Source organism: Dyadobacter koreensis, from assembly GCF_900108855.1.
GTDB classification, from domain to species: Bacteria; Bacteroidota; Bacteroidia; order Cytophagales; family Spirosomataceae; genus Dyadobacter; species Dyadobacter koreensis.
This window is the reverse complement of sequence record NZ_FNXY01000003.1, coordinates 308,818-327,700: the sequence shown is the minus strand read 5'-3', so window position 1 is coordinate 327,700 and position 18,883 is coordinate 308,818. Positions and strand designations below refer to the sequence as shown.

17 protein-coding genes are annotated in these 18,883 nt (G+C 41.2%); 6 read left to right on the top strand and 11 right to left on the bottom strand.

Annotation, left to right across the window (positions count from 1 at the left end; genetic code table 11):
* The first annotated feature begins 8 nt into the window (after nucleotides 1-8).
* Both araA and BMY70_RS10085 read left to right on the top strand, forming a co-directional pair.
* On the top strand, nucleotides 9-1,499 hold the full coding sequence (gene araA, locus BMY70_RS10090) for an L-arabinose isomerase (protein ID WP_090335054.1): 1,491 nt from the start codon (nucleotides 9-11) through the stop codon (nucleotides 1,497-1,499).
* A 24-nt stretch (nucleotides 1,500-1,523) separates the two neighbouring features.
* Entirely contained in the window at nucleotides 1,524-2,222 is a 699-nt protein-coding gene (locus tag BMY70_RS10085; protein ID WP_090335053.1) for an L-ribulose-5-phosphate 4-epimerase, read from the top strand.
* A gap of 53 nt (nucleotides 2,223-2,275) precedes the next feature.
* On the opposite strand, the gene BMY70_RS30860 is transcribed toward BMY70_RS10085, so the two are convergent.
* The 7 genes from BMY70_RS30860 to BMY70_RS10055 all read right to left on the bottom strand — a co-directional run bounded on the left by BMY70_RS30860 (nucleotide 2,276) and on the right by BMY70_RS10055 (nucleotide 9,718).
* Complete coding sequence (locus tag BMY70_RS30860) at nucleotides 2,276-2,419, bottom strand: hypothetical protein (protein ID WP_177196996.1); 144 nt, start codon at nucleotides 2,417-2,419, stop codon at nucleotides 2,276-2,278.
* Between the two features lie 189 nt (nucleotides 2,420-2,608).
* Nucleotides 2,609-2,791 carry a hypothetical protein gene (locus tag BMY70_RS10080; protein ID WP_090335052.1) on the bottom strand — a complete coding sequence of 61 codons (183 nt, stop codon included), beginning with the start codon at nucleotides 2,789-2,791 and terminating at the stop codon, nucleotides 2,609-2,611.
* Between the two features lie 285 nt (nucleotides 2,792-3,076).
* The gene (locus BMY70_RS10075) at nucleotides 3,077-3,466 is read right to left on the bottom strand and encodes a response regulator (protein ID WP_090335051.1); all 390 of its coding nucleotides are present in this window, start codon (nucleotides 3,464-3,466) and stop codon (nucleotides 3,077-3,079) included.
* A 5-nt stretch (nucleotides 3,467-3,471) separates the two neighbouring features.
* The gene (locus BMY70_RS10070; protein WP_090335050.1) at nucleotides 3,472-4,563 is read right to left on the bottom strand and encodes a sensor histidine kinase; all 1,092 of its coding nucleotides are present in this window, start codon (nucleotides 4,561-4,563) and stop codon (nucleotides 3,472-3,474) included.
* A gap of 3 nt (nucleotides 4,564-4,566) precedes the next feature.
* On the bottom strand, nucleotides 4,567-6,726 hold the full coding sequence (locus BMY70_RS31460; RefSeq protein WP_090335049.1) for a sensor histidine kinase: 2,160 nt from the start codon (nucleotides 6,724-6,726) through the stop codon (nucleotides 4,567-4,569).
* Nucleotides 6,727-6,734: 8 nt separating this feature from the next.
* Entirely contained in the window at nucleotides 6,735-7,421 is a 687-nt protein-coding gene (locus tag BMY70_RS10060) for a hypothetical protein (protein ID WP_090335048.1), read from the bottom strand.
* Nucleotides 7,421-9,718 (bottom strand): Rv1355c family protein, encoded by a 2,298-nt coding sequence (locus BMY70_RS10055; RefSeq protein WP_090335047.1) that lies wholly within the window; start codon nucleotides 9,716-9,718, stop codon nucleotides 7,421-7,423. Before BMY70_RS10055 ends, BMY70_RS10060 begins: the two co-directional genes overlap by 1 nt.
* 378 nt (nucleotides 9,719-10,096) lie before the next feature.
* Here BMY70_RS10055 and BMY70_RS10050 point away from each other — a divergent pair, with 378 nt between their 5' ends.
* A complete protein-coding gene (locus tag BMY70_RS10050; protein ID WP_090335046.1) occupies nucleotides 10,097-10,564 on the top strand; it encodes a response regulator in 468 nt (155 codons plus the stop codon).
* A gap of 63 nt (nucleotides 10,565-10,627) precedes the next feature.
* On the opposite strand, the gene BMY70_RS10045 is transcribed toward BMY70_RS10050, so the two are convergent.
* Nucleotides 10,628-10,831: a hypothetical protein gene (locus BMY70_RS10045; RefSeq protein WP_090335045.1), complete on the bottom strand. Its 204-nt coding sequence runs from the start codon at nucleotides 10,829-10,831 to the stop codon at nucleotides 10,628-10,630.
* A 150-nt stretch (nucleotides 10,832-10,981) separates the two neighbouring features.
* Here BMY70_RS10045 and BMY70_RS10040 point away from each other — a divergent pair, with 150 nt between their 5' ends.
* The gene (locus BMY70_RS10040) at nucleotides 10,982-11,197 is read left to right on the top strand and encodes a hypothetical protein (protein WP_143072080.1); all 216 of its coding nucleotides are present in this window, start codon (nucleotides 10,982-10,984) and stop codon (nucleotides 11,195-11,197) included.
* A gap of 84 nt (nucleotides 11,198-11,281) precedes the next feature.
* Here BMY70_RS10040 and namA read toward each other — a convergent pair whose 3' ends face one another.
* On the bottom strand, nucleotides 11,282-12,346 hold the full coding sequence (namA, locus tag BMY70_RS10035) for an NADPH dehydrogenase NamA (RefSeq protein ID WP_090335043.1): 1,065 nt from the start codon (nucleotides 12,344-12,346) through the stop codon (nucleotides 11,282-11,284).
* 178 nt (nucleotides 12,347-12,524) lie between these two features.
* Here namA and BMY70_RS10025 point away from each other — a divergent pair, with 178 nt between their 5' ends.
* Nucleotides 12,525-14,666 carry a right-handed parallel beta-helix repeat-containing protein gene (locus BMY70_RS10025; protein ID WP_143072079.1) on the top strand — a complete coding sequence of 714 codons (2,142 nt, stop codon included), beginning with the start codon at nucleotides 12,525-12,527 and terminating at the stop codon, nucleotides 14,664-14,666.
* Between the two features lie 59 nt (nucleotides 14,667-14,725).
* On the opposite strand, the gene BMY70_RS10020 is transcribed toward BMY70_RS10025, so the two are convergent.
* On the bottom strand, nucleotides 14,726-15,583 hold the full coding sequence (locus BMY70_RS10020; RefSeq protein ID WP_090335041.1) for a dienelactone hydrolase family protein: 858 nt from the start codon (nucleotides 15,581-15,583) through the stop codon (nucleotides 14,726-14,728).
* A gap of 46 nt (nucleotides 15,584-15,629) precedes the next feature.
* A complete protein-coding gene (locus BMY70_RS10015; protein WP_090335040.1) occupies nucleotides 15,630-17,903 on the bottom strand; it encodes a cation:proton antiporter domain-containing protein in 2,274 nt (757 codons plus the stop codon).
* 361 nt (nucleotides 17,904-18,264) lie between these two features.
* On the opposite strand from BMY70_RS10015, the gene BMY70_RS10010 reads away from it, so the two are divergent.
* On the top strand, nucleotides 18,265-18,882 hold the full coding sequence (locus BMY70_RS10010) for a biliverdin-producing heme oxygenase (RefSeq protein WP_090335482.1): 618 nt from the start codon (nucleotides 18,265-18,267) through the stop codon (nucleotides 18,880-18,882).
* Nucleotide 18,883: the final 1 nt, after the last annotated feature.

Genomic DNA, 18,883 nt, shown 5'->3' with positions numbered 1-18,883 from the left:
TATTATCAATGTTGGATTTAAAGCAATTTGAAATTTGGTTTGTCACAGGTAGTCAGGATTTATACGGAGAAGATACACTTCGGCAGGTTGACGAACATTCCAAAATAATAAGTGAATTTTTTGACGGGAAAACCGAAATTCCGGTTCGTGTCATATTTAAACCTGTAGTAAAATCTTCAGACGAAATTTACAGGATTTGTCAGGATGCGAATGTTACGCCAGATTGTATTGGAATCGTTGCCTGGATGCACACGTTTTCCCCAGCGAAAATGTGGATTCGCGGTTTACAGATTCTTCAGAAACCTTTGCTTCACCTGCATACACAGTTTAACCGCGATATCCCCTGGGCAGATATTGATATGGATTTTATGAACCTGAACCAGTCTGCCCACGGCGACCGTGAATTTGGTTTTATCATGACCAGAATGCGGTTAAACAGAAAAGTGGTAGTAGGGCACTGGCAGCAGGACGATGTAATATCTTCCATTGCGGACTGGACCCGTGTCGCAGCCGCCAGACATGATTTGAAAGGAGCAAAATTTGCACGTTTCGGTGATAACATGCGCCAGGTCGCCGTAACCGACGGAGATAAAGTTGCTGCCGAAATGACTTTTGGTTTTTCTGTGAACACTTACGCAGTGGGAGATCTTGTTTCGGTGATCAATCAGGTTTCTGATGAGGCCGTGAATCAATTGACAGAGGAGTATGAAAACACATACAGTCTTGTTTCTTCACTGCGCAGGGGAGGAGAACGATTTCAGGCTTTGCAGGATGCCGCACGTATTGAATTGGGGATGAAATATTTTCTCCAGGACGGTGGGTTCAAAGGTTATACCAATACTTTCGAGGACTTGCACGGCATGAAACAATTGCCGGGAATCGGATCTCAACGAATGATGGCTGCCGGGTTTGGATACGCCGGCGAAGGAGACTGGAAAACTTCGGCAATGGTTCGTGCGCTCAAAGTCATGGGGAGCGGATTATCTGGTGGCAATTCCTTCATGGAGGATTATACGTATCATTTTAATCCTGCAAACAATCTCGTGCTGGGTTCGCATATGCTTGAAATTTGCCCAAGTATTGCCGAAGGAAAGCCGTCCTGCGAAATTCATGCACTCGGAATCGGTGGAAAAGAAGATCCTGTTCGTTTAGTATTTAATGCTCCGGCGGGTCCGGCAATAAATGTTTCGCTGATAGACATGGGTAATCGTTTCCGACTTTTGGTCAATGAAGTTGAAGCTGTGGCCGTTGAGGAAGCACTTCCAAAATTGCCGGTTGCAAGAGCTGTCTGGAAACCAGCGCCGGACATGAAAACAGGTTGTGCAGCCTGGATTTACGCGGGCGGAGCGCACCATACCGTTTACAGCCAGAACCTTACCACAGACCATATCGAATCTTTCGCAGAGATGGTCAGAGTGGAATTGGTCGTAATTGATAAAAATACAAACCTTCGCCAGTTCAAAAATGAATTGCGATGGAGCGAGGCATCTTTTAAATAAACATCGTCGTTAAAAAAATCAGTAATGGCATATACCTATTTGAAAGAGCTGGTCTACGAGGCCAATATGGAAATCCCGAAGGAGGAACTAGCGATTGTTACTTTCGGAAATGTAAGTGGGATCGACCGGGCTGCCGGAGTTATTGCCATAAAGCCGAGCGGTGTTCCTTATAGAAAACTGAAGGTTGAAGACATCGTCATCGTTGATCTTGATAATAAACTGGTTGAAGGTTCGATGCGTCCGTCTTCTGATACAAAAACTCATACCCTTTTGTATAAAAATTTCCCAACAGTCGGTGGCGTGTGCCATACGCATTCAACCTATGCAGTCGCTTGGGCGCAGGCAAAACGAGCGATTCCGAACTTGGGAACCACGCACGCTGATCACCTGGTTCAGCCTGTTCCGGTGACCGAAATCATGTCGGATGAAATGATTATGAATGATTATGAACATGAAACAGGAAATCAGATTCTGGATCTTTTTACAAAAGAAGGATTAAGTGCGGAAGAGGTGGAGATGGTATTGGTGGCTTGTCATGGACCGTTTACCTGGGGGAAGGATCCTGCGAAGGCTGTTTATAATGCCGTTGTCCTCGAAGAAATTGCAAAAATGGCATATCTAACCTTGCAGATAAATCCTGAATGCCCAACGATCAAACAAACGTTAATCGATAAACATTTTTTTCGGAAGCACGGAAAGAACGCATATTACGGACAGGAATAAATAATTAAGGGTAAACTTCTGCCGTTGAGCTGTTGTTTACCCTTAATTAAATTTTACTTTTTGCCTGATTTTTTAGCCAATTCTCTCATTTGCTGGAATGCTTCCTGACGCGTCATACGCTTTTCACTGGATTTTGCTGCCTGAATCGAGTCTTTATCAAAACGCCCTTTCAAAAAATTTAGCAATGCGAGTATCATGTTCTAGGTATTAAATTTCTTGTAATTACCAACTTAACTATGCTCAAAGCTAAGTAAAGAAACTGAAAATATCTAGTTAAAAAGGTGTCAAGGTGAAGTGTCGATAATACTTTTTCAAATGTTTCAGCCGAAAGCAAGAGGCTGCGTCAGTGGAACCATCAGTGGAATCAAAAGCTAGATCAGAGGCTCTTAAATTTGCTTTTTCAGCTTAGCTCCCGGCACAAAATCACCGCCGATCCATCTAACGAAATTTTTGGAGTGAGATTTGTAAATCTCCATTGAAAGAGGTTTTATTCCGCTGAATTCTACCTCTTGTACATACTGGTCATGAAGTTTTTGAATTTCAGTTAACGTTTTACTGTCGGTTTTCATGCGGGGTTATGGTAGTTAAGGTTAATGTAATTAGAGCCGTTTGAAATAAAAAATATACCTGTTTCAGTACTTTTATTCTTTATGGGTAAATATTTATATAATAAGTCGGTATTATTATACTTAACTACCTGATTCAAATTTAATTCTTCTGGTTATCGTACCTGAACTGTTGAATAAAGATACAAATTGGGCATATTCCGGAAAATGCTCGGGAATTGGAGAAGTATAAGATATGAAAAGTCTTTCTGGCTTATCAGCGATTTTCGAATGGTAAGGAGCGTTGGCCTAATCCTGAAGTATAGCTTTCAAAGTTCCTATTTCCAGAGGTTTAGAAAGCAACTCTATAATGTGTATGCTGGCCTTCGCTTTCTCTATATCGCGGGTGTCAATTGTAGAAGAAAGCATGTAAATTTTAATTTGACTTTTCAAAGATACTGGAAGCAGGTCAAACTGATCGATAAACTCAAACCCGTTCATGCCTGGCATCTGCAAATCCAGCAGAATAACAGTTTTGGGCAGCCGGTCTCCCTCTCCCGTCAAATATTCCAATGCGTCTTGTGCGGAGTTGAAAGGGCGCACAGAATTACCGATGCCACTTTTTAAAATTAATTTTTCATAAATAAATAAATCAAAAGCGCTATCATCAATTAAAATAAAATCAAATTGACTGGTCATAGTTTCTATTTATTTACTGAAGGAATATTTATCTCAAAAATACTCCCTTCACCTGCAGTCGAAGTTACATTGATAGAACCTTGAAGCTTCGTAATGGCTTCGTGAACTATGTAAAGTCCTATTCCTGAGCCGCTATTTGTTGCCCCTGCACGATAAAACATTTTGAATATCTTTTCTATATCGTCTTTTTTTATACCTAGTCCGTTATCTTCAAAAGTAATTTTTGTATGCTCGGGTGTAGCATCGACTGTAAGTTTAATAAAAGGGCTTTCTTTTTTTATATCCTGAAACTTTACCGCGTTCGTAATCAAATTATTGAAAATGATCCGCAGTTTCATTGCGTCTGAATAGAATACTCCGGTTTGATTGATTTTGGTAACCATATCAATTTTACCGAATTCCGGCAAAAATTTAATCGCTTCGGTTACGTCATTAACAAGTTGATTGAAATCTATTTCTGTTATTGCCTGGACACCCCGGGCATTTTTATAATAATCAATGATGTTAATAATGAAAGTATCAAGTTTTTTTACTGACTGTTTGATCAGATCGAGATATTCATTTTGCGACTGTACGTCGTCTTCCATCAGGGCAAGGTTCACGATTCCCAAAACGGACATCAATGGAGCACGTAAGTCATGAGAAGCACTGTACACAAATTTATCGAGCTCTTCATATGCTTTCTGTAAATCGAGGTTTCTTTGTTTTAATTCAGCACGCGTTTTGTAGATATCATATGCATGAGTAATCGCATTTTCGACGTAAGTGTAATCCCATGGTTTGTCAATAAATCTAAAAACTTCGCCCTTGTTTATCGCATCGATAGCAGCACTGATGTCTGTGTGTCCGGTGATGAGTATTCGTATGGATTCAGGAAATTTGCTTCTTATTTTCTCAAAAAATTGTACGCCCGTCATACCTGGCATTCGCTGGTCGGCGAGGAGAACATGAAATTCCTGATTTTCCATAATCTCTTCCGCCTCTACAACCGAAATTGTTGTAGTGATATCATATTGCCTCCGGAAAGATGCCTTAAACGATTGTAAGTTATGCTCTTCGTCGTCTATGTATAAAATACGTATCTTGCTGTCACTCATTTATTATGATAGGGCTAATTTCTTAGTTATTGGAAGTGTAATTACAAATTCTGTTCCTTTGTTGACTTCGGATATTACTTCAATTGTGCCGTAATGTACCTCAATAATTTTAAAAACTATAGACAATCCTAATCCGGTACCCTCACCAACATCTTTAGTGGTGAAAAACGGATCATAAATTTTGGCCTTGACCTCAGGACTCATGCCGATTCCGTTGTCTTTAATCGAAATCGTGATATGTTCACTGTCTTTCAGGAAGGTACGCACCCAGATAGTCGGTTTTCGGTCAATCAGGTCTTCTTTCTGAACAGCATAGATAGAATTGGTCAGAATATTCATAAAAACCTGATTCATTTTACCACCATAACATTCAACGTTTGGTATGCTTCCCAAATCTTTTATCAAATTGAGGTTTGTCCCCATCTGATAATTTAGAATAACTAATGTAGATTCAATTCCCTCGTTAATGTTCACAAAGTTAAGATCAGATTCATCGACTCTGGAAAAAACTTTCAGACCTTTTACAATTTCTACTGTACGGCGCGCACCATCCTCCATTCCGGTCAGTAACTGTCCAAGCTCCGTCTTGATGTATTCAATATCAAGGTCAGCTTTTAGCTTTTCAATTTCGCCCATTTTTTTATGAACGCCTTCTATGGAATCGATCTGACGGATTTCGTTGTAAGAATCCAGAATTTCCATAACATCGTCTATATCTCTTCTGAGTGGCCGTATATTGGAGCTGACAAAGTTGATTGGATTATTTATTTCATGTGCAATTCCGGCGGTCAGCTGACCAAGAGAAGCCATTTTTTCGGACTCAATAAGTTGGGACTGTGCGTCTTTAAGTTTTGTGAGCGTGTCGTTCAGGTCGGAATAGGACTTTCTCAATTCAACAGTTCGTTCATCAACTCTTTTTTCCAAAACAATATTTTGCTCTTTGATTATTTTCTGATTTTCCAAAGAAACGCGAAGTGCCTGTTCCTGAGATAATTCTCTTTCTTTTTTCAGAATATTAATCTTGTCTGCAAGTGCAAAAGATAGCAGAATTACTTCAATGGCAGTCCCGAACTGCATCGTGTAATTCGTAAAAACATTATATTGAAGTAAGTTCAGATTGCGCATCACAAACAGGATCAATCCCAATAGGAAAATCGACCAGGCGAGTAGAAAAAATTTCGCAGGTCGATAGCCAAGCAAAGAAAGCTTCAAAGCGATTACAAAGGTTAAAATGGCACCTGTAAGCCCTCCCAGATCTACAAAACGGTAGCTTAACATCCCATTCCCCGTTATTGCAAAAAATACGGCTATCACATAAAGCGCAACAATAACGTAAAGCAGTTTTCCCCAAATCGGTGCACGTTCGGAAATGTGTAGGAATTCTTTGATGAAAAATATGGCAAAAATTCCCGCCAGGGCAGAAAACCAAACAATTGCTGTATTGTTAAAATAATGCGCCTGAGGCCACAAATATTTAAAAGTATATCCGTTTAACGTTGTTTGGGCAAGACCGATAAAGAGTATATAAAGTACGTAATACAGATAACTTTTATCACGGGTTGAAAAGTAGATAAACAAGTTATAGAGAATCATTACGAGAATAATCCCTATAAAAATTCCTGTTATAATTTCGCTGAGAAGCGCCGACTGAAAAAATCCGTTTTCTGATCTCAGGATCAACGGAAGCACAACTTGCCTGCCTCCTTTGATCTTAAGATAAAAAGTTTTGGCAGAGCCCTTATTGATCAGTAACTTAAAAACGATACTTTGATGATTTACCTCCCGTTCACGGAAAGAATAGGTTTCCAGAATGGACCTGCTCTCAATTTTACCGGAATCCAGCGAAAAAAGTTCGCAGGAATGCAGCATCGGGTAGGCCAGTTCGAGAAATATTTTTGGATCCTCACTTGTATTCCGGACCGTAAATTTTATCCAGTACGTTGATTTACTTAAACCCAGATTTGGCGTTTCAAATTCACTTCTGACAAATTTTACTGTTTTCGGAAAATTAGGAAAATCGTAATTATTGTTTGTGTCTTCTGCCATCTCCAGATATTTCCCGATCAGGATATCCTTTCCGTCAAAATCTATTTCCTCTGCTTTCAGGGAAGATGAAAATAAAACGAACAAAGGCAAAAAAACAAATCTGATGAAATTCATCATTTCAATAATTACAATTTAGTATGATAGATAATATTCATTTCACCTTTTGGGCCTTTCTCGATTGCTTCCTGGTTTGGGGTTTCACGAAGATCAAAAATGCGTTCTCTTTCCTCAGAATTGGCGCCTGGCAGGTTTACGATATCTTTGATAATCAGTGCTGTTGCAACCAAACCTTCTTTCGGATAGTAAAATGTTCCGTTGTTCCCAAGTTCACGGATAATTTCAAATCCAACGCGGGCACAATTTCTTAAAGTTGCAGGAGAACACAAAGCCATCAGGTATTGGACATCGACCTGCGTAGCGATTGCTACACCGATACGCCCCAGAAAAATGCTTCCGATCCCGTATCCGGCAACTTCCTTTGAATTGAAAAGACCACAGAATTCTGCAACGCTCTGGCTTCCGACATTATCAACGTAATCATAAATCCCTTTATCGATTTTCGCGATTGCGTCCTCCATCGGCATTTTCATTTCCTGTGTCCTGATCTGAATCCTGCCTCCGCCATAAATTTTATCCCCGTCTTCGGACTCCACCAGGACAACATAGGTCTGCGGGTCATGCAGCCAGTCGACACTTGCCGATGTAACTTTCTTAACACCGTAAGACTCTAAAACTTTTCTATGTCCCTCAACGTAACGAAGGCTCGTTTCAACATCATCCGGAGATTTGAATGCTCTGATTTTGGCTACCATTATAATGCTTTGTTTTCAATAAACAATATCTCAGATAAGGGTAGTCGTTTTGATTTTATCGCAGGCTTATCTGCCTTGGCGATCTTGAATAGGAACGTTTCTGCCACATCTTTTCTGACCGGGATTATATCCAAAAATTTTGTGCGCAGCTCTCGTATTTGTTCTATCTCTTTTGGATCCAGGGTTTCATCCTGATTTGAGTTCAGGCGGGCAAATAAGTATAGCGGCGCATTAAGAGGATGAATTGCGAAGCCCATTTTTTCCGCTTTCAACCAGAGCCGCTGTAAGGCTATTCCTCCGGCAAAGTAATCAGCTGAACTTGTGCCAGCAACGGTAACAAGGCCAATTCCGGAAGCGAGACTCGCTGTTCGTAAGGCGCCGTCAACAAGCGCATTGGCTCCACCGATGGTTTTCAGCACTTCGGCTATTTTGGGCTCCTTAATAATTGACAGTGCAGCTATCTGGGCAGGAACCATCCCCATGCCGCGGATATCTATTCCGTCGCCCGACTTTTCTGTATGGTCTGGTGTCCAGCGAATATTTCTTTCGTAGAAATCTTTGTGACCGGCTTTATTCAGCAATGTGATACGCTCGCTTTCGCCAATTATCTTTCCGAGCAGTAGAATTTTTTCTCGGTCCGTTATGAAATGAATTTCCCCTCCCTGCACACTTTTAACAGACTCAGTCAGACTTTCCAATTCTGCCTGCGTAATTTCTACTGGCTGAGAGAGGTTTCGATTGGATGATCTGTTCGCAATAAACGCAACTGATTCCGGAGAATATATAGTTTCGAAAACGGTTTCATTTTCTTCCTTATAGAAATCAACAATCGCAACGAGGCTCTTGTCATTCTTCAAGGGGAACAGCTCACTTTTAACTTTTAAATTGTGCTGATTCGTTTTTAAAAGCAGATTTTCATAGGCGGCACCCAACGAAACATGCGCTGAAATATCAGAGAAATTGGCAAAAGAAAATGATCTCTTTTCGTCATGAAAGAGGAATAGTCTTCCGTTTCGGTATACCCACTTCCAGGGTTGGTCGTTCGCATTTGAAGGCGCCAGGCCAGCGGCTTCAACAATTTCGGATACTATTTCAGGAGCGGGAGAGTAAGAATTTTCCGGAACCGGAAAAGTATCTGCAAGTTTTATGGCGTCTTGAAGCGAGAACGTCGGGTGAGGATTGTCAGCGTTCCAGGATTTATCAACCGGTTTCTTGTTTCCAATTATTTTTTCAAGATCGACGTAATATCTTCCGGATTCATTGTACTGATCCAGAAGAATTCTTCGGCATACATCAGTAACTACTCCGCCTCCCAGCGTCACGGCACTCGCTAGTTGTGGCCATGTGCTGATCGATTGTCCAACCTCAATTAAGGAAAGCTGGCCTCTCAGCGAACTGTTTTTAGCGTCGACTATTTTCAGCACCAACGGAATTCTGTCTTCCGGACTTATATTTTTTAATCTTTCCGGCGGGACGTCGTCAAGAAATCCATGCAAAATCGATCGGTCGGCTTCCAGATCAAAACGCTCGACATCCAGCATGCCTTTGTCGCTCGTTTCCATAACAACCGGGATTTGATATTTTTTTGCCATCTGACGGCTGGCGATTTTCATTTCAAGACCATCACACTCGTCAATCAGGATATCCAGCTTTCCGCCTTCAAGTAAAAAGGCTTCCAGATTCTCATCGGTAAGCCCTTCCTGGTAACATTCAATTTTAATAAAGGGGTCGATCTCAGCGATTTCGCGCGCAGTGACAATACATTTGTTGAGTCCAATATTTTGTATTCCGGTTTTTATCCGGTTCAGGTTGCTAAGTTCAATGGTGTCAAAGTCGGCCAGTTTCAACGTACTGCAAATCCGCTCGGTGGCGATACTCAGCGCCACGGCATGACCCACGGAAAGACCGATTATTCCGATTTTTTTATTAAACAGACTACTCTGTTCGGATGGCGTGATCTTGAATTGATTCCGGCTGGTCCTTAATTCGATGAACTCCTCCTTACTTAATGTATGGATCATCTTATTCAGCCAGGGGTAGTAAACCCACGTGCCCTCATTCTCGAGACTCCTACCTTCTGTCCAGGTGTTGTAGAGCGCATCCAGATCATCAGGTGATAATCGTTTTTTAGGGCTTCGGATTTTAAAGATTTCTTTTTTCTGGGAAGCAAACAAATCCAGGATTATTCTGTCGGTCTGAGCTGATATGATATCGCTGAATTTTTCCTTGTCCGCCTCCTGGCTCAATTCAAATAAAACTGGTAAATAGGTTTCATTTAATTCTAAATCTTGATACATCTTTAAGCTTGCGTTGAGCGGTTATATTCCGGAAATTTTCATAAAAAACTCGCATATATCTGACAATCTAAACATAATTTCAGAAGAACAATAATTACTCAGGCAAGTTATTCGAAAGTTAGTCCGGTTAGGTAACCGTTGATAACGCAGTCCATGTTAAAGAAACGGAATACATTGAACAGATACTGTCGCTCTGATAACAATATCACCGCGGATTTGTTCTATTATTCTTAGAATATGTTAATTTATAATCAAACATATATATTTGTAAGGATACAATAAAATTACCGTAGAAATAATATTACCTTATTTGAAAATAATCTTGTATTTTTAGAAACATGAATTTATAAGTTTATTTCAGAGTTTACAACCAAAAAAATGGAAAGCCCCGAGAAAATTAGTATCCTCTATGTGGATGATGAAGTAAATAATTTGAATTCTTTTAAAGCGGCATTCAGAAGAGATTTTAATGTGCTGACCGTTACTTCGGGCAAGGAAGGATTGGAAGTTTTGAAGTCTAACAAAGTTCATGTAATTATTACTGATCAGCGTATGCCGGAGATGACCGGAGTTGATTTTTTAATCGAAGTTTTAAAGGAGTACACAGACCCTATCCGTATATTGCTGACCGGATATTCTGATATCACTGCTGTAATTGATGCTGTGAATAAAGGACACATTTACTATTATCTCAACAAGCCCTGGGACGAACAGCAACTTCGCATTATCATCAAAAATGCTTACGAAATATTTAGTCTGAGAGAGAAAAACAGGGATCTTTTGGAAAAACTGATCGACGCAAATAATCAGCTGGAGTTCCTGCTAAGACAAAAACTTATTTCCTGATCAATCAGTAGTTTGCTTAAAATTTTGATTGCTTTATATTAAGAACGATCAACCCTAATTAAATTATCTCCTTCTGAAATTGATACCTTTTTTAAGAAGAGGTGTCAATTTTATCTCTTTTACCACATAACCCAAAATGTAGTAAATTGTGGTAAAAATCAACGCTGAAAATAGAATTGCAGCAATAAATAGGTTGCCCAAAACCTGCATAAAAGTGAGTAAATCGGCCATAACGTTTGTTGATGAAGTGTTTTTGTATGTTTTCATTAAGAGATTTTTAAAAAACTGTTCCCATGTTTTTCGGGAAGGCAATTCCCCAAAGGCTTCAAGTACAGAAGCTTGGGTGATTGGTATCTTTTTTGCAGAACATTTTCTGTTGGAAAAAACAAAATACTCTATATCAACAAACTGAAAAAGATGATGAAGAAGCTAATATCCACTTTAATATGCGCGTCGATTTTCACAACATTTATGCTTTCTTCCTGCTCCCACAGGATGGAAAAAAATAAAAGCAAGGTTCAAGCGACTGAAAACAAGGTTCAAGCGACTGAAAATAAGACAGAAGGTTACTTGTATTATCAGAATGATCATAGCCTGAAAGGCGATTCGACAACTGTTAAAAAGACGCCTTGAAACAAGTAATTGACAATCTTCATCCGTTAAATTTTCATTTCACGGATGAAGATTAGGTAAACAGCTTAATTATAAAGGATGTAGTCAGGGTTTAGATCTTTCATACTGGATCGGCCACTCAACTTCGTCGTGAAGTTCTTTTGCAGCCTGCAAAGGAAAGTATGGATTTCGAAGTATTTCGCGCGCCATGATGATCATATCTGCATCTTCATTTACGAGTATTGTCTCTGATTGGGCAGAATTTGTGATCAGTCCAACCGTACCGGTTAGCATACCGGTTTCCTTTTTTATTCTGGAAGCAAAAGGAAGTTGATACGCTGGACCGACTGGAATTTTCTGATGAGACGCCAAACCGCCAGTCGACACGTCAATCAGGTCCACTTTTTCCTCTTTAAGTTGTAGAGCTAGTTTGACAGATTCTTCGATCGTCCAGCCTCCTTCGGCCCAGTCTGTCGCTGAAATTCTTACAAAAATCGGCAGGTCTGATGGCCAGACTTTTTTTACGCTATCTATGATTTGTAATAAAAACCGGATTCTGTTTTCAAAGCTTCCGCCGTAGCTGTCGGTACGCTGATTACTTAGCGGCGACAGGAACTGATGAATCAGATATCCGTGGGCTGCATGTATTTCTACAACTTTAAAACCTGCATCAAGTGCTCTTTTCGCAGCATTGGTAAAATCCAAAATCACTTTATCAATTCCTTCCTGATCGAGAGCAACCGGCATCGGATAAGAATCAGAAAAAGCAATTGCCGACGGCGCTACTGGCTGCCATCCACCATCCTCTGCTTTAACTTTACCTCGACCGAGCCAGGGAGTGGCTGTGCTCGCTTTTCTGCCTGCATGGCTCAGCTGGATTCCCGGTACGGTTCCATGCTGCGAAATGAAGGAAGTAATTTGTGCTAATTTCTCAATATGATCATCCTTCCAGATACCTAAATCTTGTGGAGAAATTCTGCCTTCCGGTGAGACTGCAGTGGCTTCCGAAATTATTAATCCAGCCCCTCCAACAGCGCGACTTCCAAGGTGAACAAGGTGCCAGTCGTTTGCAAACCCGTCAACGGATGAATATTGGCACATCGGGGAAACTGTAATTCTGTTTTTTAATTTAATGCTCTTTATTTCAAGAGGAGAAAAAAGCTTTGACATATTTTGTGATTTTGACTTAATTTTTAAAATCTGGTATCAATTAATTTTTTCTGACGTTATAAATTTTGAGCCAATCGCTGGTTTTCTGGTCCGTAAAGTTGCAGAAACGATGTATGTGCTTGAATTTTGTACTCAAGTTTCCAATTTTTAACAAGTTTTTAGTATAAAAGAGTCCTTTATGGCCAGTAGTATCAGAAAGTTTTTAAGCAAAATTGCCGCTTTTTTTATATTGCTGATGATTACATCGGCGAGTTGGGCAGCTGATACTTTTTTCGTTTCATTGAGTGGCAGCGATACCAATCCGGGAACTAAGGAAAATCCGTTTGCAACAATTGCAAGAGCAAAATCTGCTACGCGAAATTCAGGACGGGAAACAGAACCTTCGATTATTTACGTCAGAGGAGGTACTTATATTTTTCAAAAGACTCTTGAATTTGATGAGGGTGATAAGCATCTTCTGATCAAACCATGGCAGGGTGAATCTGTCTATTTTACAGGGGGGATCTCGGTTAATCCCACGAAGGTGAAGCGGCTCAGCCGGACGGAATACAGAAGTGAGTTTCCAGAGTCATTACAAGATAAAATAGGAGTATTAAATCTTCGGGAGTTGGAGATTTCAGATTACGGTAAGTTGAGAAGTGTTGGTTTTGCCAGACCCTATGCACCCGCCTGGCTCGAAATATTTATAAACAATAATCCGGGTCGCCTGGCGCGCTGGCCCAACGATTCGACGGTAGCGATGGGTAGAGTCCTAGATAAGGGATCAGTCGTTCGCGAGGGTGATAAGACAAACCGAGGAGGGAAATTTGCTTATGAGACAAGCCGCCCTTCGGGCTGGAAAAATTCAAAAGATATCTGGCTTTCAGGTTATTTTAATGTAGGTTATGCCGAAGATGCAGTCAGAATTGCAAGTACGGATACGCTTGCCAAAACCTTTACAACGGGCCAGCCACACATTTATGGATTTGCTTCCGGCAAAGCCTGGAACCGCTGGTATGCATACAATATTCCCGAGGAAATTGATCAGAATGGAGAATATTATCTGGATAGAGAGCGGGGGCTGCTGTTCTTTTTCTTGCCGTCTGTTATCTATAAACTGGATTTGTCGATACTTCAAACGCCGATTGTTTCGATAGCAGGCTCTGAAAATATTACTTTTCAGGGAATTACCTTTGAAGTTTCCAGAGGCATTGGGGTTTACATGGAGCGATCTGAAAGCTGTATCATAACCGATTGTGTATTTCGAAATCTCGGTTCCGTTGCAGTTTCGATAGGTAAAGGTATAGTGGCTTTTGATGATCAAAAACACGAAGGGACTGGAAAAGAAGCCCCTCAACTGATCGGAAGCCTGGATCAGCATATGTACGAAAATTCAACATTTGAACGGGAAGGCGGCAAGAATAACCGGATCGTTAATTGTCACATTTATTACACTGGCGCAGGTGGAATCAGGCTAGGCGGAGGCGATCGTAAAACATTAACACCTGCTGGCAATAGCGTTGAAAATTGCCGGATTCATGATTTTAATCGTATTGAAAAATCCTATCGCCCGGGTGTTGGGATTGACGGCGTTGGCAACAGTATCTTGAACTGCGAGATTTATAACGCGCCAAGTATGGCGATTTTGCTGCACGGCAACGACCATAGTCTGGAATATAATAACATCTACGATGTATGCCGTGAAGTCGACGATCAGGGAGCATTTTATTACGGTCGGGACCCGTCCGAAAGAGGGAATAAGCTGAGATTTAATTACTTCCATCATCTTGGAAATAACCACCGGACATCCGCGGTTTATCATGACGACGGAGCGTCTGGCATGGAGGTTTTCGGGAATATATTTTATAAAGCGGGAACTATACCCGTGTTGATCGGCGGCGGCCAGGATATATCCTACAAGAACAACTTGTTCATCGACAGTCCTTTGGGTATCCATGTCGACAATAGGTTTCAGAACTGGTCGAAGGCTGCACTGGCAAAAGACGGTGTGATTGATAAGCGCTTGAAAGCTGTAAAATTTGAACAGCCGCCTTATGCAACAAAATATGCCGAACTGCCTCAATACTGGAAACAGGATCCCTCAATGCCGAAGCGTTTATATTTTGATACTAATGTTTTTGTCAAAGTTGCGACAACGAGAAAAGGGGAGGACAACTGGTATAACTGGTCAGATAACAACCGGGTGTTGGACACTTATCCATACAATTGGAAAATGATGGACAGCAGACATTTTATCCCGGACGATTCGCAATTGATCACACCGTCGGGCTGGCAAACGTTACCTGTCGAAAAAATCGGGATTCTTAAAAATTACAAATAGCAAAAAAGCTTTTCTTATGAATTAGATGAGCCTTTTTGCTATTGTTCATAAAGCTAAAATCAGGAGATGTGATCTTTAAAAGCTTTTAATGTTCGTTCCCACGCAAGTTTGGCAGCTTCCGGATTGTAACGCGTCGGAGCTGAATCGTTGAGAAATGCATGCTGCGCACCTTCATAAATATAAACCTCATACTTCACGCCAGCCGCTTTTAACGCTTCTTCGTAAGCGGGAATTCCTGCATTTATCCTTTCGTCAAGTCCTCCATAATGAAGCTGCACAAATGCTTTGATTTTAGGCACATCCGCAGCTTCCGGCTGACGGCCGTAATACGCCACTGCTGTCTTTAAAGTGGGCGAATGAACGGCCAGTTGGTTAGACAAAGCGCCTCCCCAGCAAAATCCAACGCAGGCTGTTTTACCATTACTTTCCGGTCTGCCTTTCAGGTAATCAAGTCCTTTCAGAAAATTATTCAGGTTTTTTGTGACGTCGATTTTCGCGAATAAGGCGCGTGCTTCATCCTCATTCCCTGGCGTTCCGCCAAAGGGTGCGAGTGCATCAGCAGCAAGTGCAATATAACCCGCCTTTGCAATTCTCCGGGCGATATCCTTTGTATGCGGATTCAGGCCGCGGTTCTCATGAATAACCAGGACTGCTCCAAATTTACCAGGCTTTTTAGGTCTTGCCAGGTAGCCCCCCATCGGGGATCCGTCGCCATCATATTTGATGTCTTCTGTAATGATATCTTCGTCGGTTTCAGCTACAGTTGCTGCGTTGGCATAATTTACTTCTAACAGCGGAAGCAATGCCAATGCGGCTGTCGTCCCGCCGGCAAGATTTGCCAGTCGCTTCAAAAAGGTATCGCGGCTTAACGGCTTATGCGTATACTCGTCGAAAAGGTTAATTATTCGTTGATCCATGCGGATTTTGGGTTAGTGATAACAGGTAAATATATCGAAATTTTCGTTATGACCTGATCATCAAAACTGATGGTGAATGTGATAGCCACAAACTGTGGGTTTCGACGGCTTTCTTCCAGCTGTCCAGGCTGATGAGCATAAGATCCTGTTGCTCCAGAAATTCTTTTTCAATTTTTTTGTCGTGATATAAAGCGATATGATTTGGTGCTATCTGTTCAATCGCTGAAATGGTTTCTTTCAATTCCGGATTTTGGCGAATGACACCAGTAGCATCCAGAATGATCACGCGGGCATCGCTGTGATGGATAAGTTTTTGCGCGAAAACCAGAAGAAAACTGTCACTCAGAGAGAATATAGGAATGAAGATATTCTCAATTTTTGTAAGATTTTTTTCTACTAAAATTCCGACCGGGACCTTGACAGATTTTATGATATGCTTGGTCCGATCGTCAAAAACACTGTAATCAAAAAATTTTTCCTTGCCGGTTATGGTATCGTATAACCTTTCCGGACTGATTATTTTGGTGGTAAACCCTAAAACTTTCCCTAGAATTGTACCTTCAAAAACGTTTCTGCCAATCCCAACGAGCAAAAGGTCAAAGTTTCCCAGGTTGGCCGTCTCAATGATATCGCGGTCGATGTCCTGAGAAGGTTTGAACAGTGTAATCAAAGGAAGTTTCAGCTGCTGAGCTTCCTGTCTGATGGGCTCAAAACTTTCCTGTTCATACTCATCCGAGTTAAACTGGTTAAGGTCATTGCTTGGAGATAAGTGCAGGGCAGTAATGCTTGCATTCGACGGTGCTTTTCTGATAAAACTATGGGCAAGCCGCAGCATGGACCTGCCGCTTTGCGGACTGCCGAAAGATACCAGTATTGTATATTTGCCTGTTTGAACAACAGAATCAGGGAGTTCTATATTTTTTTCAGGAAAATACCGGTTAACCAGGTCCAGTGCCGGGCCTGTCATACATGTGGTCACTAAGGCCATTATCACCATCATTGCGAAAATTTCCGGGGTCAGAACACCGAGGTCGTAACCGATGTTCAAAACGACGAGTTCCATCAGCCCGCGTGTGTTCATCAAGGCACCCAGCACAAGACTATCACGCCAGTCCTGCCCGACAAATCTGGCAGCAATCGTGCTTCCTGCAAATTTTCCAATAACGGCCGCAGCGATGATAAGTCCTGTGATCTGCCATAGGTAAGGATCATTCAAAAGACCAATCTGTGTCCTCAGACCTGTAAAAACGAAGAATAGCGGAAGCAATAAAACCAGGGCGACGTCTTCTACCTTTTCTATGAAAATATTCCGGAAATTCTGATTGGCCGGCATGATGACGCCTGCCATAAACGCACCGAAAAGTGCATGGATCCCAATGACTTCTGTTGCATAAGAAGAAACGAGCAGTGTAATGAAAAATATGGCGACAACGGGTTTTGTCAAGCCTTCCTTGTAAGAATAAACGTCACCTAGTTTTTTCAAAAATGGCTGAACGACTTTTAGCATGACCAGTACATAACTTCCGGCCATTAATATTGTGTAGACTGAGCTTACCACAGATCCTGCCTTTACGATTGCAATCACAGCGGCCAACAGACACCATGCAGTAATATCATCTGTTGCAGCGCAGGTTATGGCCAGTGTTCCCAGCTTCGTTTTGGATAATCCTCTTTCTTGTACAATGCGGGCAAGTACCGGAAAGGCTGTGATACTCAGGGCTATACCTGTAAACAGGGCAAAAGATAAAAAGTTAACTTCGGTTGGCGCAAATTGTTTGTAGATAACAAACGCTAGTCCGATACCTAAGGCAAAAGGAAAAATAATACTGGCGTGACTGACCACAACAGCTTCCTGCGCTTTGTTTTTCAGTATTTTCAAATCAAGTTCCATACCGATCACGAACATAAAAAGTATCAGCCCGATCTGGCTTAGAAACTGGAGATTGCCCAGTGACTTCAGCGGAAACAGAAATCCTGAAAATTCCGGATAGTACATGCCTATAAAAGAAGGCCCCAGAAAAATGCCGGCCGCAATTTCACCGATTACGGTAGGCTGTTTTATTTTTTTGCACAGATAACCAAATGCTCGGGCAACCACGATAATCGTGATGATCTGCAATAGTAAAATGGCTAACGGGCTGGTGATGTTCTGCTGATAAGTTTCGATGAACTGCTGCCAGGAGGAAGTCGTTTCCGCAGCTTTTTTTATTGTGACTTTGCCAATTTCGAGCTCTTCTCCCTGGACAATAATGACGTACATTAGCCCAGAAAACAGACCGATTGTAAGGGTATAGAAAAGTAGATTTCTGATGTTCTTCATACTTTGATCTTGAAGTAAGAAATGAGGCAAAACGAGAATGCTGATGCCTTTTGTCGCTGTAAATTTACGTCTTTAAACGACTCAATTTCCCCTTGACAGTGCTGCAGCCACCTTTTATGTAACAAAGAGGAAGTATTATGTAATAAAAAATGCGAATGACAAATCGTCGTATTGAGATACGCGTTCAAAAGATTGACCAAAATGAAATTCGATACTAATTTGAAAATCTGGTGTTTTAGAAAGACAAAGATTTTATATTTTGCCATAATAAATTAAAGTTACCCTAAACCAAGGGTTGTTGTCTTCTGGTGGAACAATTTTTGTATCGGTTTTTTTAATACACAATTTCAAGTTGAACAGCATGGAGGAAATAGTTGTTTCTAAGGAGAAGCAGGATCTGTTTTTGAAAAACTTAAGAAAAAAGACAGACGAAAGTCATAAGCGTTTAGAGGAAAATCGTTATTCAAAAGCAATTCTGGATCCGTCCGTTACGCTGGCTGACTATCAAACTTATATAGCCAAACTTTATGGTGTTACACGCGCATGTGAGCGCGATATATTTCCTGAAATTGCATCTGTACTGCCTGATTTAGAGGAGCGTTACAAATCGGGATTAATAGTGAAGGATTTGGCCAATACCGGATTTTCGAGAATAGCTATTGATAATATTCCGGTTTTTCAATTTACCACGACTGGGATCGCCAAGGCTTTGGGCGTAATGTATGTACTAGAAGGTTCGACACTCGGTGGGAAGTTTTTATACCAACAGATAAATCATACGCTAGGACTCAACAGCGAAACAGGCGCGGCCTATTTCTGGGGATACGGGCAAAAAACCGGGATGTTGTGGAAAAGATTCATCTCTTCGCTTGCAGAATTTGCTGTAGAAGAAAACTGTGAACAGGAAATTATTAAAAGTGCAGTCCATACATTCACGACAATAGACAAATGGCTCAACGAAGCAGAAATAATTTTTTAAG

Bases quoted from the DNA above. Each gene is read 5' to 3' on its own strand.
- araA (WP_090335054.1), top strand. From the start codon at position 9: ATGTTGGATTTAAAGCAATTTGAAATTTGGTTTGTCACAGGTAGTCAG.
- BMY70_RS10085 (WP_090335053.1), top strand. From the start codon at position 1,524: ATGGCATATACCTATTTGAAAGAGCTGGTCTACGAGGCCAATATGGAA.
- BMY70_RS30860 (WP_177196996.1), bottom strand. From the start codon at position 2,419: ATGATACTCGCATTGCTAAATTTTTTGAAAGGGCGTTTTGATAAAGAC.
- BMY70_RS10080 (WP_090335052.1), bottom strand. From the start codon at position 2,791: ATGAAAACCGACAGTAAAACGTTAACTGAAATTCAAAAACTTCATGAC.
- BMY70_RS10075 (WP_090335051.1), bottom strand. From the start codon at position 3,466: ATGACCAGTCAATTTGATTTTATTTTAATTGATGATAGCGCTTTTGAT.
- BMY70_RS10070 (WP_090335050.1), bottom strand. From the start codon at position 4,563: ATGAGTGACAGCAAGATACGTATTTTATACATAGACGACGAAGAGCAT.
- BMY70_RS31460 (WP_090335049.1), bottom strand. From the start codon at position 6,726: ATGATGAATTTCATCAGATTTGTTTTTTTGCCTTTGTTCGTTTTATTT.
- BMY70_RS10060 (WP_090335048.1), bottom strand. From the start codon at position 7,421: ATGGTAGCCAAAATCAGAGCATTCAAATCTCCGGATGATGTTGAAACG.
- BMY70_RS10055 (WP_090335047.1), bottom strand. From the start codon at position 9,718: ATGTATCAAGATTTAGAATTAAATGAAACCTATTTACCAGTTTTATTT.
- BMY70_RS10050 (WP_090335046.1), top strand. From the start codon at position 10,097: ATGGAAAGCCCCGAGAAAATTAGTATCCTCTATGTGGATGATGAAGTA.
- BMY70_RS10045 (WP_090335045.1), bottom strand. From the start codon at position 10,831: ATGAAAACATACAAAAACACTTCATCAACAAACGTTATGGCCGATTTA.
- BMY70_RS10040 (WP_143072080.1), top strand. From the start codon at position 10,982: ATGATGAAGAAGCTAATATCCACTTTAATATGCGCGTCGATTTTCACA.
- namA (WP_090335043.1), bottom strand. From the start codon at position 12,346: ATGTCAAAGCTTTTTTCTCCTCTTGAAATAAAGAGCATTAAATTAAAA.
- BMY70_RS10025 (WP_143072079.1), top strand. From the start codon at position 12,525: ATGGCCAGTAGTATCAGAAAGTTTTTAAGCAAAATTGCCGCTTTTTTT.
- BMY70_RS10020 (WP_090335041.1), bottom strand. From the start codon at position 15,583: ATGGATCAACGAATAATTAACCTTTTCGACGAGTATACGCATAAGCCG.
- BMY70_RS10015 (WP_090335040.1), bottom strand. From the start codon at position 17,903: ATGAAGAACATCAGAAATCTACTTTTCTATACCCTTACAATCGGTCTG.
- BMY70_RS10010 (WP_090335482.1), top strand. From the start codon at position 18,265: ATGGAGGAAATAGTTGTTTCTAAGGAGAAGCAGGATCTGTTTTTGAAA.